Raw genomic sequence first — 16,219 nt, forward strand, 5'->3', positions numbered from 1 at the left:
CGATGGATCGCGGCCATTCGGAATCGCCGGATCGGAAGCGAGCCAGGCCTGATGATCGACGAAAAGGCCTGCCCCGGGTTGCCGTCTTGAACGCCGGGCAAGACAGCCTATGCTGTCTGGGGCGGCTTACGGAATCCGAATCATGGGGCGAGCGACGAAGACAATGATCGCGACCGTATTGGTCATTGTGTCTCGCCAGCCCCTCAAAACCCCACCTCCCGCTGCAACACCGCCGCCACGAACCGAACCCCGTTTCCCGCCAGGCTCTCGCGCCCCGCGCCGAGCTGCACCGTCCCCGGCACCTCCCGCCCGATCCCCGGATCGCCGTCGCAACCGGCGAAGCGAACCTGCCAGGTCGCCTGCAGCGGCACGATCTGGCGCGTCTTCATATCCTGCTCGGCCGGAATCGGCCCGCCATAGACGCTCGCCACGGTCGGCTCGTCGAGCGTGGCGACATTGACCTTGTCGATCGCGTCGATCCGGCAGCGCCGCGCCTCGAGCTCCGGCAGGTTCGCCACGAAGCTGGCCGACTGCCCGGCCTCGAGCCGCGCGATATCGTTCTCGCCGACATAGGCATCGCCCTTCACGCCGCCCGGCGCGACCAGGTCGTAGAGCCGCTCGCCGCGCGGCAGCCAGGTGCCGGGCGCCTGTGCGTCGTCGTTGGCCTGCACGGTGCCGTCGAAGGGCGCGCGAATCGTCAGTTGCGCGATCTCGGCCCGCAGCCCGTCCACGGTCTGGCGCGAGGCATCCCAGCGTCGCGCCAGCGCCGTGCCTTGCTTCTGCAGGCGATCGTCGAACGACTGCTGGTCGACCTCCCAATGCAACTGCGTTTCCTCGGCCGTCGCGGCGGCCAGCTTCGCCTCCAGGTCCGGCGAGACCAGCACCGCCAGCGTGTCGCCCGCGCGCACGCGCTGGCCGTCGCGCGCCGGCGGCGGCGTCTCGGCCAGGTAGCCGGCCGCGACGGTGTACAGCCCCTGCGCGCGCTGCGGGCCGAGCACGGCCGGCGCGCTCACGCCGGCATGCCAGGGCAGCACCAGGAAGGCCAGCAGTGCACCGCCGAGCAGCGCGCTGCGCCGGGTCTCGCGGCGCCAGTGCAGCTCGTCGCGGCGCTGCCAGCAGACCTGCGCCTCGCGCCAGACCGGTCGCGCGATGAACCAGCCAAACTCCACGCAGAACAGCAGCATGCCCAGCAGCTTGAAGAAGGCGTGATAGACGATCAGCGCGATCGACATGAACACCACCACGCGATAGAGCCAGGTGGCGAACGAGAACGCGATCAGGAAGCGCCGCCGCTGCGTGCTGCAGGGCTCGGGCTGCGGGTCGCCCAGGCCGAACAGCCATTCGCGCAGCCACCAGCGGCCCAGCGCGAAGGCGCGGTCGTGCAGGTTCGGCATGTCCAGCCAGTCCGACAGCAGGAAGTAGCCGTCGAAGCGCATGAAGGGGCTGGCGTTGATGCCGAGCGTGGCCACCCAGGTGGTGGTGGCCAGCAGGAACGCGCCGGCGCGCAGCGGGCCGTCGGGCAGCACGGTCCAGGCCAGGGTGGCGAAGGCGGCCAGCGCGATCTCGCTGAGCATGCCGGCCGCGCCGATGCGCAGCCGGTCGCGCCGCGCCGGCACCTTCCAGGCCTCGGTGGTATCGGTATAGAGCACCGGCACCATCACCAGCAGGGCCACGCCCATGGTCGGGACGCGGCAGCCGTGGCGCTGGGCCGTGTACGCATGACCGAACTCGTGCAGCACCTTGGCGAAACCCAGGGCGATGCCCACCCCCACCAGGCCGCGCCAGTCGGCATAACCGTGGAAGGTGTGCAGGAACTCGTCCCAGCGCCGCGAGACCAGGAACAGCCCGAGCAGCGCCACGGCGGCCACCAGGTACCAGAACGCCGGACGGAACGCGAAGGCGACATGGCGGGCGGTGGCGCGCAGGAAGGGCATCGGGTGCCACAGCGGGATCCGCACCATCAGGTAGTGCTTGAGCAGCCACATGCCGCGCGAGGTATGGTGCGCGGCTTCGTGCTGCTCCAGCCGCGCGGTGTCGGCGGCCGAGTTCGAGACCAGCAGGTTCTGGTGGCGCAGCAGGCGCAGCAGCGCGTCCAGGTCGTCGAGCGTCACCGTCAGCGTGGTATCGCGGTTGACGGCCTCGACCATCGCGCGCGGATCGTCGAGCGGCCAGCGCGACAGCAGCTCGAAGGCGGGCCAGCCGAGCTGGAAGAAGCGGTTCGCGGCGGGGTCGTGCAGCATCCAGGTGGGCGCGCCCTCGGGCGTCGCGGCGCCGGGCGAGAGCGTCAGTTCCTGGCGCAGTTGCGGAAGTCGTGGCATGGAGCGCGGGCGCCGGCAATCACCAGCCGAGCCACTGGCGGGCCAGTGTCAGCGGACGGCGCAATACGTAGTAGATCGACGGCACCCAGCCGCCGCGAATCCGCGCGGTGCCCATCGCGCCGAGCGGCGCGCGGGCCTCGCCGGCGTCGAGCGTGGCACGCACGCGGTAGGCCAGCACGCCCTCGGGCGTGGGCTCGGCGCGCCAGGCCACCGAGTCGATGCGCGCGTCGTAGCTCGACAGCGGCGAACTCTTCGGATAGAGCGTGAGCGACATGCCGGGCTTGACGTCGATGTTGTCGGCCACCGGCAGCCAGGCGGTCACCTCCACGTGGGCCGGGTCGGCCAGCACCAGGATCTTCTCGCCGACGGCCACCGCCTTGCCGGTCCACTCGTTCGGATCGCTGAAGATCGCCACGCCGGCGCGCTGCGCGTTGACGCTCACGCGCGCGAGCTGGCGCGCCGTGTAGTCGAGCTCGACGCGGCTCTGGTCGAGCTTGCCCTGGCGCTCGGCCATGTCCAGCCGGGTCTTGTCGTCGGTGACGGCGAGCTGGGCGGTCTGCCGGTATTCCTCCTGGGCCGTGTCGTAGTCCTTGCGGGCCAGCGCGTAGCGCGACTGCAGCGTGGTGGCGTCCAGGCCGAGCAGGGGCGTGCCGCGCTGCACCGGCTGGTTCGGCTGCACGTAGAGGCGGTCGATCACGCCGTCGAGCGGCGCGCGCACCACGAACGGGTCCTTCGGCGTGACTTCGGCCGGCGCCAGCACGGTCAGCCGCACGGGGATCAGGCACAGCACCGCCAGGCCGATCAGCACGCGGCGCTGCTGGCGACCGGGCCGCAGCAGGGCGCGCGCGCGTTCCTGCCACGAGGCGCGCGGCGCGAAGGATTCGAAGGCATGCGCCCAGACCTGGCCGAGTTCGGTCAGCAGGGCCGAGTCGGTGGCGCTCCAGGCTTCCTCGCGGGCGAACACCACGCCGCCCACCGCGTGCCCGCCGCGATCGGTCAGCGGCAGCCAGGCGCCGTGCGCCGGCCACCAGGCGCTCCATTCCTCGGCCACGTGCGGCGCGCCGGCCTGCAGGTCGGCGGCCGTGAAGGTCCGCACCTGCGGCCGGGCCGGCAGCACCGGCGCGCCCTGGCCTTCCACGCGCGCCGCGGCGTCCTTGGGCGGTGCGTCCTGCAGGCCGCGCGCGAGCGCCTTGCAGAGCGCGCCGAGCCACTGCACGTAGGGCGCGTTCGGGTCGCTCTGCGGCAGGCCCGAGACGGCCGCCACGTGGCCCGGCGCGTCGCCGCGCCACCAGGCGGCCTGGCGATAGGGCACCAGGGCCAGCGTCTCGTTGACGATCGTGAAGCCGAGCGTGGTCTCGCTGGCGGCCGCGCGGGCGCGGGCCGACAACTGCCAGAGCAGCGCGAGCTGCTGGCCGTCGATGCGTACCTGCTCCTGGGTCGCTTCTTCCGCCATGCGGGTTGCCGTCACCGTCATGACATCACCGCGCGAAGCTGGCCCAGCCGCTCATGCCCGGCAGCAGCTCGGGCGCGCCGGCGTTCAGCGCGGCGGTCACGTCGACGGTCTGCGTGACCGGGTCGACGCGCGCGCCGATCCGCGCCACCTTGGCCGGGTAGGTCTTGCCCACCTCGTCGACCTGCACGCTCAGCGCATGGCCGGGCTTGAGCCAGGCCAGCCATTTCGACGGCACGATCATCTTCAGTTCGAGATGGCCGGTGTCGACGATGGTCAGCAGCGGCTTGCCGGGCTCGGCGAACTGCTGCGGCGAGGCGCTGCGCTTGACCACGCGCCCGTCGAAGGGCGCCGCGATCGCGCACTTGTGCACGGTGGCCTGCATATAGGCCACGTCGGCCGCGCTGGCCTTCTGCTTGGCCTGCGCCTGCTGCACCTCCAGCTCGCCGATCGAATGCAGGGCCAGCAGCTTGCGGTTGGTGTCGAGCAGGTCGCGCGCGCCGTCGGCGTCGGCCTGGGCCTTGCGCAACTGCGCGCTGTACAGCGAACAATCGAGCGTGACGAGGGTCTGCCCTGTGCGGAAGCTGTCGCCCTCGCGGAACGGCAGCGAGGCGATCTTGGCCGAGATCTCGCTCGACACGTCGACCTGGTCGCGCGCCACCAATTGGATGCGGATCCGGGAATCGGGGCTGTCGGCGGCCGGGGCCTGGGCCGCCGCCGGAGCGGGCGCGGCGGCGGGAGCGGGAGCCGGCGCCGGCGGTGCCGCCATCGCGAAACCTGTTGCGACGAGCAGCGCGATCGCGCCGGCTGCCCGGTAGTGCCTGGCCTGCGTCATTTCTGGGTGGCTCCCGCTGCGTCGAGCGCGGCCGCGGCGGCCAGCGTCGGGCCAGGCTGGGCTGGCGCGGCGGCGCTCGGGTCGCCGCCCTGGGCCAGCACGTCCCAGCGTTGCTGTTCCTCGCCGATCGACTTGCGCAGCGAGGCGAGGTCATGGCCGTTCAGCTTGTCGCCGACCGGGTCCAGGCCCAGCGTGGCGAGCATCTGCCCATAGGCGCTCTCGAGTTCGCCGTAGCTCTGGTAGAGGCGCAGCTCGGACATCATCGCGGCGGTGGCCACGCGGATCTCCTCGAGCTTGCCCTGCGCGTTGGCCGTGGTGGCATTGTGGGTGTGTTCGAGGATCTGCTGGTCGACGTCGTTCATCTGCTTGAACAGGTCGAACTGGCGCGTCTTGGCGGCCAGCTCGCTGCGTGCCACGTGCACCTGGGTGAGTACCGCCATGCTGAGCGCCATGCGCTGCATCTTCGCCACCTCGAGCTGGGCCTGGGCGGTGCCGCGGATATTGCGCTCGTTGAGCAGGTTCAGCAGGTTCCAGCTCACGCTGATGCCGGCCGAGCGCCAGGCGTTGTAGACCAGGAAGCTGTTGCTGTCGTAATGCGCGCCGAGGCTGAACTCGATGCCGGGCAGCAGCTTGGCGATCGCCTTGTGGGTCTCGTTGACGCTGATACGCTCGTTGTAGCTGGCCTCGACCAGCTCGGGCCGGCGTTGCAGCGCCATGTCTTCCATCTTCGGCATCGGCATCTCGAACACCGGCACCTTGAACTCGTCGCCGGCGGCCAGCGTGAAGTCGCGGCCGGGCTCCAGGTTCATCAGCGAGGCCAGGCGCGGCTTGGCTTCCTCGAGCTGGTCGCGCACCGCCTCGAGCTGGCGCATCAGGTCGAGCAGCGCGTGCTGGTAGTTGAGCGTCTCGATCGGCGAGCGCAGGCCCTGCGCCTGCGTCTTGCGCGAATCGTCGAGCGCGGCGCCGGCCTGTTCGAGCAGCGGCCCGATCCTCTCGCGCAGGCGCTGCGCGCCCACCGCCTGCCAGTAGGCCTCGCGCACCTGCTGCATCATCAGTTGCACCACCTTGCGGCGACGTTGCTCGAGCACCAGCACGTGGTCGGCCTGCTCCTTGGCCTCGAAGTAGCTGACGCCGAAGTCGAGGATGTTCCAGGACAGGTTGAGGTCGGCGGTGCGGCTGTTCTTGTCGGTCGAGTACGAGGGAATCAGGGATTCCTCGTGCGTGAACAGGCCTTCCGAGGCCGAGGCGAGCTCGTGGTTGCGGTTGGTGTAGCCGGCTTGCGCGGTCAGCTTGGGCAGCAGGTCGAAGTTCGACAGGTCGAGCTGCCGCTGCGCGAGCGCCTCTTCCATCATCTTCAGGCGATGGTCGAGGTTGTAGCGGATCGCGCGCGCCATCGCCTCGTCGAGCGTGATCGGGCCGTTCACCGGCTGCTGGTTCGTGAACATCGCCGCGCGGTCGGTGCGGGCCGTATCGGCGCGCTCCGCGTCGGTGAACGGGACCGGCTTCACGGCGCAGCCGGACAGCCAGATCACGGCGAGGGCGGCGGCGAGCAGGGCGGGACGCGGCGCGCGTCCCCGGAGCGTCTTGTTGTTCACGGCGAGTGGTCTCTTGGAGGAATGGGCAAAGGGAAAGGCGAGTGCGGATTTCATGAGCGGCGCTCCGGGGTGACGGCCGCGACGGCGGACTGCCGCTCGGCGAGGGCCGCGTCGTGGCGCGGCACGTGCAGCGTGGCCACCGCATTGGCGAATTGCGCGGTGAGCGAAGCCTTGGCGGGCGGCACGGCGGCGTGCGGCGCCGGCTTGGCTGCCGGTTTCGGCGCGGCATGCGCGTTGGCGGCGGGCTTGCCGTGCGCGTCGAAGCGCACCACCACCTCGCGGCGCACCACGTTGCCGGCGGCATCGCGCGAGACCAGCGTGACGCGGATCTCATGCACGCCGGCCGGCGGCGTGCCGCTCAGCGTGCCGTGCGTGGCGTCGTAATGGAGCCAGGCCGGCAGGGCCGCGCCGTCGGCCAGCGTGACGGCCACGCTGGCCTGCTCGTGCGCGGCTTCGGCATTGGCCGGCGCGCGCAGCAGCGGGGCCACGTTGAGCGCGAAGGCGCTGCCGGGCTGGTGCATGGCATGCACGTCGGCGGCAGGCAGCAGATGCGCGGCCGCCGGTGCAGCGGCCGCCTCCTGCGGCACGATTGAATCGAGCGAGGTGACGGAGGTGTCGCCCAATGCGTTTCCGCGCGCGTCGTGGGTGGCGAAGGTAAAGGTGTCGCGCGGCACGATGGTGCTGATCTGGCGCGGTGCGTCGAGCGCCGTCAGCACGATCAGGGGATTCGACACGCCGTCGTTGCGCTCGTGGGCATCCGGTGCGATCAGCATGGTCGAACGCGGAATCTCGACCTGCGGCGGCGCGATCGGCGGCGTCGGCTTGTGATCCGGTTCCACGGTAGTCGGCAGGATCGGCACGCCGACCGGCTGCGGCACGCCCACGATCTGCAGCGTGCGCGTGAGCGGCGCGCTGCTGCGCGTGCCGTCGCCGACCGTGAACACCAGGGTACGCGAGCCGTTGGCGTGCTCGGCCTGGGTGTCGGTGTAGGTCACCGCGTTCAGCGCGGCCTGCCACTGCGCGGTGGTGGCCGTGCCGCTGGCCGAGCTGAAGGTCAGGGTGCCGGTGGCGGCGTTGTAGCTGGCCGTGATGTCGCCGCTGGCGGCGCTGGGCGTGAAGCCCAGCACGTCGTGCTTGGCGTCGAAGCTGCCGCCGAAGGCTACCGTTGCCGTGGTGGGCGGCGTGTTGTTGCGATCGCCCAGCGTGATGCCGTCGCCGACCGTGATCGTGGAGCCGCTCTTGCCGTCGGCCGTGTAGCTGAGCCGGGCATCGCCGCCGCCCAGTTGCGGCGTCTGGTGCGTGGCCGTGACCGACACGCTGCGCGTGAGGGCGGCGCTGGTCTCGGTGCCGTCGTTGACGGAGACGATCAGCGTGCGCGCGGCCGTGTTGGGCAGCACCGCCGTGTCGGTATAGGTAACCGAGCGCAGCGCGGCCTGCCATTGCGCGAGCGTGGCGGTGGCGCCGGCCGAAGTCAGCGTCAGGGTGCCATGCACGGCGTCGTAGCTGGCCGTGATGTTGCCCATGGTGGCGCCGTCGTTGACGAAGGCGAGCAGGTCCTCGTTGGCGTGGAAGCCGGCGCCGATCTGCACCGTCGCCGAGGCGAAGGTCGTGTTGTCGCGGTCGGACAGCGTGATGCCGTTGTCGATCGCGATCGGCGTGGAGGGGGCGTTGTCGCCCGAGACGAAGGCGGCCGGCCCGGTGTTGCTCGACGAGATGAGCGGCGTCTGGTCGACATCGGTGACGGTCACGCTGCGCGTGATGTCGGTGCTGGTCTTCACGCCGTCGTTGACGGAGAAGCTGATGCTGCGCGTGGCGGCGTCCGGCGTGATGGCCGTGTCGGTGTAGGTGACCGAACGCAGCGCGGCCTGCCATTGCGCCAGCGAGGCGATCGCGCCGGACGAGTTCAGCGTCAGCGTGCCGGTGGCGGCATCGTAGCTGGCGGTGATGTTGCCCATGGTGGCGCCGTCGTTGACGAAGCCGAGCACGTCCTCGCCGGCATGGAAGCCGGCGCCGATCTTCACAGTGGCGGAGGCGAAGGTGGAGTTGTCGAGATCGCTCAGCACGATGCCGTTGTCGACCACCACTGGTGTGGACGCGACGTTGTCGCCTGCCGTGAAGGAGACCGAGCCCGTGTTGCTCGACGAGATGATCGGCCTCTGGTCGGTATCGGTGACGGTGACCTCGCGCGTGATGGCGGTGCTGGCCTTCACGCCGTCGCTGACGGCGAAGCTGATGACGCGCGTTGTCGAATCGGGCGTGATGGCCGTGTCGGTGTAGGTGACCGAGCGCAGCGCCGCCTGCCATTGCGCCAGCGAGGCGGTGGCGCCGGCCGAGCTCAGCGTCAGCGTGCCGTGCACCGCGTCGTAGCTGGCCGTGATGTTGCCCATCGTGAGGCCGTCGTTGACGAAGCCGAGCAGGTCCTCGCCGGCGTGGAAGCCGGTGCCGATCTGCACCGTGGCCGAGGCGAAGGTGGAATTGTCGCGATCGGTCAGCGTGATGCCGTTGTCGACCACGATCGGCGTGGACGCCGTGTTGTCGCCGGCCACGAAGGCGGCCGGGTCGCTGTTGCTCGAGGAGATGAGCGGCGTCTGGTCGGTATCGGCGACCGTGATGTTGCGCGTGATGGCCCCGCTGGTCTTCACGCCGTCGTTGACCGAGACGATCAGGGTACGCGTGGCGGTGGCGGGCGTGACGGCCGTGTCGGTATAGGTGACCGAGCGCAGCGCCGCCTGCCATTGCGCCAGCGTGGCGGTGGCGCCGGCCGAGCTCAGCGTGAGGGTGCCGTGCACGGCGTCGTAACTGGCCGTGATGTTGCCCATGGTGGCGCCGTCGTTGACGAAGCCGAGCAGGTCCTCGCCGGCATGGAAGCCCGCGCCGATTTGCACGGTGGCTGAGGCGAGGGTGGGGTTGTCGCGATCGGTCAGCGTGATGCCGTTGTCGACCACCACCGGCGTGGAGGCGACATTGTCGCCTGCCTTGAAGGGCACCGAACCGGTGCTGCTCGACGAGATGAGCGGTGTCTGGTCGACGTCGGTGACGGTGACGTCGCGCGAGTAGGTCGTGCTGGTCTGGGTGCCGTCGTTGAGCGAGAAGCCGATGCTGCGGGTGGTCGTGTCGGGCGTGATGGCCGTGTCGGTATAGGTGACCGCGCGCAGTGCGGCCTGCCATTGCGCCAGCGTGGCGATGGCGCCGGCCGAAGTCAGCGTGAGGGTGCCGTGCACGGCGTCGTAGCTGGCCGTGATGTTGCCCATGGTGGCGCCGTCGTTGACGAACGACAGCACGTCCTCGCCGGGCTGGAAGCCGGTGCCGATCTGCACCTTGGCCGAGGCCAGCGTGCTGTTGTCGAGGTCGCCCAGGATGATGCCGTTGTCGACCACGATCGGCGTGGAAACGGTGTTGTCGGCGGCCTGGAAGGCAGCCGGGCCGCTGCTGGTGGAGCCGACGGTCGGCGTCTGGTCGACGTCGGCAACCGTGACGGTGCGCGCGAGCGAGAGGCTCGACTGGGTGCCGTCGTTGATCGAGAAGCTGATCGTGCGGGTGGCCGTGTCGGGCGTGATGGCCGTGTCGGTATAAGTGACCGCGCGCAGCGCCGCCTGCCATTGCGCCAGCGTGGCGCTGTTGCCCGAGGAGCTCAGCGTCAGGGTGCCGGCGGCAGCGTCGTAGCTGGCCGTGATGTTGCCCATGGTGGCGCCGTCGTTGACGAAGCCGAGCAGGTCCTCGCCGGCATGGAAACCCGCGCCGATCTGGAAGATGGCCGAAGCCAGCGTGCCGTTGTCGAGATCCGAGACGACGATGCCGGTGTCGATCGCGACCGGCGTCGACGCGACGTTGTCGCCGGCCGTGAACGCCACCGAACCCGTGCTGCCGGTGGTCAGGATCGGCGTCTGGTCGGTATCGGCGACGGTGACGTCGCGCGAGTAGGTCGTGCTGGTCTGGGTGCCGTCGCTGACCGAGAAGCCGATGCTGCGGGTGGCCGTGTCGGGCGTGACGGCCGTGTCGACATAGGTGACCGAGCGCAGTGCGGCCTGCCATTGCGCCAGCGTGGCGCTGGCACCGGCCGAGCTCAGCGTCAGGGTGCCGTGCGCGGGGTCGTAGCTGGCCGTGATGTTGCCCATCGTGGCGCCGTCGTTGACGAATGCCAGCAGGTCCTCGCCGGCATGGAAGCCGGCACCGATCTGCACGATGGCCGAGGCGAAGGTGCCGTTGTCGAGATCGGACAGCGTGATGCCGTCATCGATCGTGACCGGCGTGGATGGGGCATTGTCGGCGGCCTTGAAGGGGACCGAGCCGGAATTGTTGGAGCCGACGACGGGCGTCTGATCGACATCGGCGACGGTGACGTCGCGCGAGTAGGTCGCGCTGGTCTGGGTGCCGTCGTTGAGCGAGAAGCCGATGCTGCGGGTGGTCGTGTTGGGCGTGATGGCCGTGTCGGTATAGGTGACCGAGCGCAGCGCCGCCTGCCATTGCGCCAGCGTGGCGCTGGCACCGGCCGAGGTCAGCGTCAGGGTGCCGTGCACGGCGTCGTAGCTGGCCGTGATGTTGCCCATGGTGGCGCCGTCGTTGACGAACAACAGCACGTCCTCGCCGAGCTGGAAGCCGGTGCCGATCTGCACCTTGGCCGAGGCCAGCGTGCTGTTGTCGAGGTCGCCCAGGACGATGCCGTTGTCGATCGCGATCGGCGTGGAAATGCTGTTGTCGCCGGCCTGGAAGGCAGCCGGGCCGCTGCTGGTGGAGCCGATGACCGGCGTCTGGTCGACGTCGGCGACGCTGACGTTGCGCGTGATCGGGGTGCTCGTCTTGGTGCCGTCGTTGACCGAGAAGCTGATCGTGCGGGTGGCCGTGTCGGGCGTGATGGCCGTGTCGGTATAAGTGACCGCGCGCAGCGCCGCCTGCCATTGCGCCAGCGTGGCGATGCTACCGGCCGAGCTCAGCGTCAGGGTGCCGTGCACGGCATCGTAGCTGGCCGTGATGTTGCCCATGGTGGCGCCGTCGTTGATGAACAACAGCACGTCCTCGCCGGCATGGAAACCCGTGCCGATCTGGACGGTCGCCGAAGCCAGCGAGCCGTTGTCGAGATCCGAGACGACGATGCCGGTATCGATCGCGACCGGCGTCGATGCCGTGTTGTCGCCGGCGGTGAACGGCACCGAGCCGGTGCTGCCGGTGCTCAGGACCGGCGTCTGGTCGGTGGCCGCCACCGTGATGGTGCGCTCCAGCGTGTTGCTGGTCTGCGCGCCGGCGCTCAGCGTGATGTCGACCGTTCGCGTGGCCGTATTCGGCGTGAGGGCCGTGTCGGTATAGGTGATCGAGCGCAGCGCGGACTGCCATTGCGCGAGGGTGGCCGTGCCGCTCGACGAGCTCAGCACCAGCACGCCGGTCAGCGTGTTGTAGACGCCGCTGATGTCGCCCATCGTCGTGCCGTCGTTGGTGAAGCCGAGCACGTCCTCGCCGCTGTGCAGGTTACCGGTGATCGCGATCACGGCGGTGTCCACCACGTTGCCGAGCGGGTCGCCGACGGTCATGCCGGCATCGATCGTGATCGGCGTGGCAGGCGCGTTGTCGCCGGCCTGGAAGTGCGCGCTGCCGGTGCTGCTGGTGGCCAGCGACGGCGCGGAACTGATCACGTCGATCGAGTAGGTCGCGGGCGTGCTGGTCCTGGTGCCGTCGCTGATGCTGATCGAGATTGCGCGCGTGCCGAGCGGCGCATTGGAGCCGGTCTGGAACTGCAGATTGTCGAGCACGCTCTGCCACTGCGAGAGGGTGCCGCCCGTGGAGGTGATCGTCAGGGTGCCCGTGGACGGATCGTAGGAGGGGGAGATGCCGTTGACCGGAATCTGGCCCAGCCCGCTGAAGGACAGGACGTCGCCGATCTCGAAGCCGGACGTGATTTGCACCGTGATCGTCAGGGAGACCAGCGCGGATGGGCTGCCGACGTTCAGGTCGGTCAGCGCGAGGCCGCTGTCGATCGTCGTGGCCGAATTGCCGGGCAGGAAGTCCTGGCTGGTCGAGGTACCGCTGGTCAGGACCGGCGTCTGGTGGGTCGCGACGATGCCGAGCGACTTGGTCTCGGTGGCGCTGGCCTTGGTGCCGTCGCTGACCGTAAACGAGATGGTGCGGGTCGTGCCGGTCGGCACCGCCGCCAGGTCGGTGTAGGTTACCGAGCGCAGCGCCGCGATCCACTGCGCGGTGGTCGAGGCGCCGGCCGAGCTCAGCGTGAGCTTGCCGTTGCTGGCATCGAAGCTCGCGGTGATGTCGCCGAACGAGCCGCCGAGTGCAAGCACATCCTCGCCCGCAACGTAGTTGCCGGTGATCTGCACGGTGGCCGAGGCCATCGTGGCGCTGTCGCTGTCGGTCAGGATCAGGCCGGTGTCGATGGCCACCGGCGTCGAGGGGGCGTTGTCGGCCGAGGTGAAGGTGCTGCTGCCGCCGCTGGTGTCGAGTAGCGGCGTCTGATCGGTCAGCGCCACGTCCACCGTGCGGCTCCACGTGCCGCTCGTCTTGGTGCCGTCGCTGATCACGAAGGTGATGACGCGCGGCGTGGTGGTCGGCACCGACGAGAAGTTCTGGAATTGGATCGAGCGCAGCGCGGCCTGCCATTGCGCGACCGTGGCAGCGCCGCCGGCCGAAGTCAGGGTCAGCACGCCGTTGGAGTACGAGCCGTTGATGTTGCCCATCGTCGACGGATTGCCGATGAACAGCAGGACGTCGCTGGGGTCCTGGAAGTTGCCGATCGTGATGGTGGCCGAGGCGAGCGTGCCGTTGTCGAGATCGGACACCACGATGCCGCTGTCCACCGTGACCGGCGTCGAATTGGTGTTGTCGCCCTGGGTCAGCGTGACGGTGCCGCTGCTGCCGCTGATCAGCGGCGTCTGGTCGGTATCGGCCACGTTCACCGTGGCCGACACGGTGCCGCTGCTCTTGGTGCCGTCGCTGATGCCGAAGGTGACGGTGCGCGACAGGTTCGACGGCGTGATGGCGGTGGAGGTATAGGTGACGGCGCGCAGCGCGGCCTGCCATTGCGCGAGCGTGGCCGTGGCGCTGGACGAACTCAGCGTGAGCACGCCGTTCGAATAGGTCGCCTGGATGTCGCCGTAGAGCGCCGAATTATTGTTGTTGAACGCCAGGACGTCGGTGGGCTGCAAGTTGCTCGAGATCGTGACGGTGGCCGTGTGCAGCGGGCCGCCGTCGGCGTCGGCCACCGTGATGGTGTTGTCGATCACCACCGGCGTGGAGGCGGTGTTGTCGCCTGCCGTGAAATTGACGGTGGTGCCGCCGCCGCCGATGATCGGCGTCTGGTCGACCGCCGTGACGCTCACCGAGCGGTTCGCCGCCGGGCTGACCAGGGTGCCGTCGTTGATCCGGAAGCTGACCGTGCGCGTCGCGTTCGACGGCACGACCAGATCGCTGGTGAAGGTCACGGCGCGCAGCGCCGCCTGCCATTGCGCCAGGCTGGCCGTGCCGCTGGCCGAAGTCAGCGTGAGCAGGCCGGTGCTGGTGTTGTAGCTGGCGCTGATGTCGCCCATCGTCGCCGGGTTGTTGGTGAACAGCAACTGGTCGTGATTGACCTGGAAGTTGCCGGTGATCTGCACCGTGGCGCTCGCCAGCGTGCTGCTGACGCCGTCGGAGACGACGATGCCCGCGTCCACCACCACCGGCGTCGAGGCCGTGTTGTCGCCGGAGATGAACGCGGCCGAGCCGCCGTCAGTGGTGACCGTCGGGCCGGCCGTCACGACCACGCTGTGATGCAGCGCGCCGCTGGTCTTGGTGCCGTCGCTCACGGAGAACGTGATGTCGCGCGTGCCGCCGGTGGTGCCGCTCGATGACGCGAAGGTGACCGCATCGAGCGCGGCCTGCCACTGCGCGACCGTGGCGGTGCCGCTGCCCGAGAACAGCGACAGCGCGTGCGAGCTCGGGTTGTAGCTGGCCTGGATGTCGCCGTACAGCGTGGCGTTGTTGTTGACGAAACCCAGCGAATCGCCGCTCACGAAACCGCTGGAAATGGTGACGGTGGCGGCGGCCAGCGAGGCATTGTCCGCATCGCTGACGTGAATGTTCGTGTCCACCGCGGCGGCGGCACTGCCGGCGAGATAGCTGGTGCTGGTCGCGCCGCCTTCGCTCAGCACTGGGCTCTGGTCGACCGCCGTGACCGTCACGTTGCGCGTGGCGATGTTGCTGACGAAGGTGCCGTCGTTGAACGAGAACGAGACGGTGCGCGTGGTGGTCGAGAGATTGGGCGAGGTCAGAGAGCTCGAGAACGTCACCGATTCGAGCGCGGCCTGCCATTGCGCGATGGTCGCCGTGCCGGAGCCGGTGCTCAGCGTCAGCGTGCCGGTGGACGTATTGTAGACGCTGCTGATGCCGTTCTGCGCCACGAAGTTGAGCATGTCGCCGGCCTGGAAATTGGTGATCTTGACGGTGGCCGTCTTGGCCGTGCTGGAACTGCCGTCGCTGAGGATCAGGCCGGAATCGACGCTCACAGCCGTGCCGCCCGTGCCTGTGCCGTTGTCGGCCGAACTCCAGGCCGCGTTGCCGCTGCTGGTGGTGACGGTCGGGCCGGTGTCCTGGTAGGTCAGGTTGTCCAGCGAAGGCTCGAAGGCGCCGCTGTCGTTCTGGTCGATCAGCGAGAACGAGACGATATTGTTGAAGGCGCTGCCCAGCTGGCTCGACACGGTGGCGCCGGGGAAGCCGCCCACCGCGGCCGTGGCGAGCTGGATCAGCGCGCTGCTGGTGCCGTTGGCATAGTGCGCCTGGATGTAGAGGTCGCCGTTGAAGGAGCTGAGGTCGAAGCTCTGCAGGTTGAAGGTATGGCCGTTTGCCAGCGAGATGGTGACGTTGCTCATCGCCGAACCCCCGTCCGCATTGATCTCGAGCACGCCGTCGGTCTGCGAGTCGGTGATGTCGGTGGGGCCGTTCGGCGAATTCGAATCGTTGTAGGCGAAGGTGTTGGCGGCCTGGTCGAGCGTGTAGACGATGCCGTCGAGCGTGAACTGGGACGAGCCGAGCGCCTGGAAGTTGTTGGCGGCGGCGGTGTCGTAGGTTTCCACCGTCACGCCGAGCAACTCGTTGAACTGCGCCTGGGCAGCGGCCGATTCGTTCAGCGCCGTGTGCACCTGGCCGACCTGGTATTCGAGCGTCCAGTTGCCGCCGAGCGCGGCGGCGCCGGTCGCGTCGATCGAGGCCGCCACGTTCAGGTGCGTGAGGCCGGCGATCTGCTGCACCAGCGCCTGACCATCGGCCCGCTGGGCGACGTCGCAGCCGTAGATCAGGAAGTCGCCGCCCGGCTTCATGGCCGCGCCGATCTGCGCGAGTTGCGCGCTGTAGGCCGAGAAATCGGAGGCGGTCAGCCAGGTCGAACCGGCCTGGATCGCGCCGTCCGTGCCGTGCGAGATCAGGCTGATCGATTCGACCCCTTGGTGCGATCGCAGATAACTTGCGATCTGCGCGAAGCCGTCGCTGCCGGCATCGAGCACCACGTACTGCGTGCCGGCGGGCAGGCCGGCGATCAGCGTCTGGTAGTTCGCCACGCTCGGGTCGATGAAGACCACATCGGTCTGGCCGACGGCCGGCATCGCGATGCCGACGTCGTTTGCCGTGGCGTGCTGCGTATCGGTGTTCCCTTGGGTGGCCGATCGCGATTGGGCTTGCGCCGAGGTGTCGGTGCCTTCGGCGGTTGCACGCGAGGCGCTGCGTACCGGCTTGTCGACCGGCGCCGAGGACACTTGCGGCGGGGTGGCGTTGCCGGCCGTCGCGGTATCGGTCTGCGCTTCGGTGCGATGCGTTTCCGCATGCGCGTGTTCATGGGCGTGCGTCTGCGCGGCGACGGCAGCCACCGACGCGTCGTAGACGACGCGCGGTTCGAGTGCGAGCAACAGCGGGGAGGCCGCGACGCGCGAGCCGGGCCGTTCGGCATCCCGCTGCTTCCGGCTCTGGCGTGCGAACCACTGCTTGACGATCTTCATGACGATACTCTCCGTGCTGCTACCGGCCCGACGCCGTGCTCGCGTGCCCGGGCGGCCGATCC

At 69.4% G+C, this 16,219-nt stretch carries 5 protein-coding genes; all 5 read right to left on the bottom strand.

From position 1 onward, the window contains the following. Nucleotides 1-203: 203 nt before the first annotated feature. Genes BM43_RS05820 through BM43_RS05840 form a run of 5 tightly spaced genes read right to left on the bottom strand, consistent with a single transcriptional unit; the run spans nucleotide 204 to nucleotide 16,157 of the window. A complete protein-coding gene (locus BM43_RS05820) occupies nucleotides 204-2,318 on the bottom strand; it encodes a site-2 protease family protein (protein WP_042283310.1) in 2,115 nt (704 codons plus the stop codon). Nucleotides 2,319-2,337: 19 nt separating this feature from the next. Beyond that, a complete protein-coding gene (locus BM43_RS05825; protein ID WP_080741939.1) occupies nucleotides 2,338-3,792 on the bottom strand; it encodes an efflux RND transporter periplasmic adaptor subunit in 1,455 nt (484 codons plus the stop codon). 4 nt (nucleotides 3,793-3,796) lie between these two features. Beyond that, on the bottom strand, nucleotides 3,797-4,603 hold the full coding sequence (locus tag BM43_RS05830) for an efflux RND transporter periplasmic adaptor subunit (RefSeq protein ID WP_080741938.1): 807 nt from the start codon (nucleotides 4,601-4,603) through the stop codon (nucleotides 3,797-3,799). Next, nucleotides 4,600-6,252, bottom strand: a complete 1,653-nt coding sequence (locus tag BM43_RS05835; protein ID WP_042283305.1) for a TolC family protein — start codon at nucleotides 6,250-6,252, stop codon at nucleotides 4,600-4,602. Before BM43_RS05835 ends, BM43_RS05830 begins: the two co-directional genes overlap by 4 nt. Continuing rightward, nucleotides 6,249-16,157 (bottom strand): DUF4347 domain-containing protein, encoded by a 9,909-nt coding sequence (locus BM43_RS05840; RefSeq protein WP_036056471.1) that lies wholly within the window; start codon nucleotides 16,155-16,157, stop codon nucleotides 6,249-6,251. The genes BM43_RS05835 and BM43_RS05840 overlap by 4 nt, the downstream gene beginning before the upstream one ends. Nucleotides 16,158-16,219 lie beyond the last annotated feature (62 nt).

The organism is Burkholderia gladioli, assembly GCF_000959725.1.
Lineage (GTDB): Bacteria > Pseudomonadota > Gammaproteobacteria > Burkholderiales > Burkholderiaceae > Burkholderia > Burkholderia gladioli.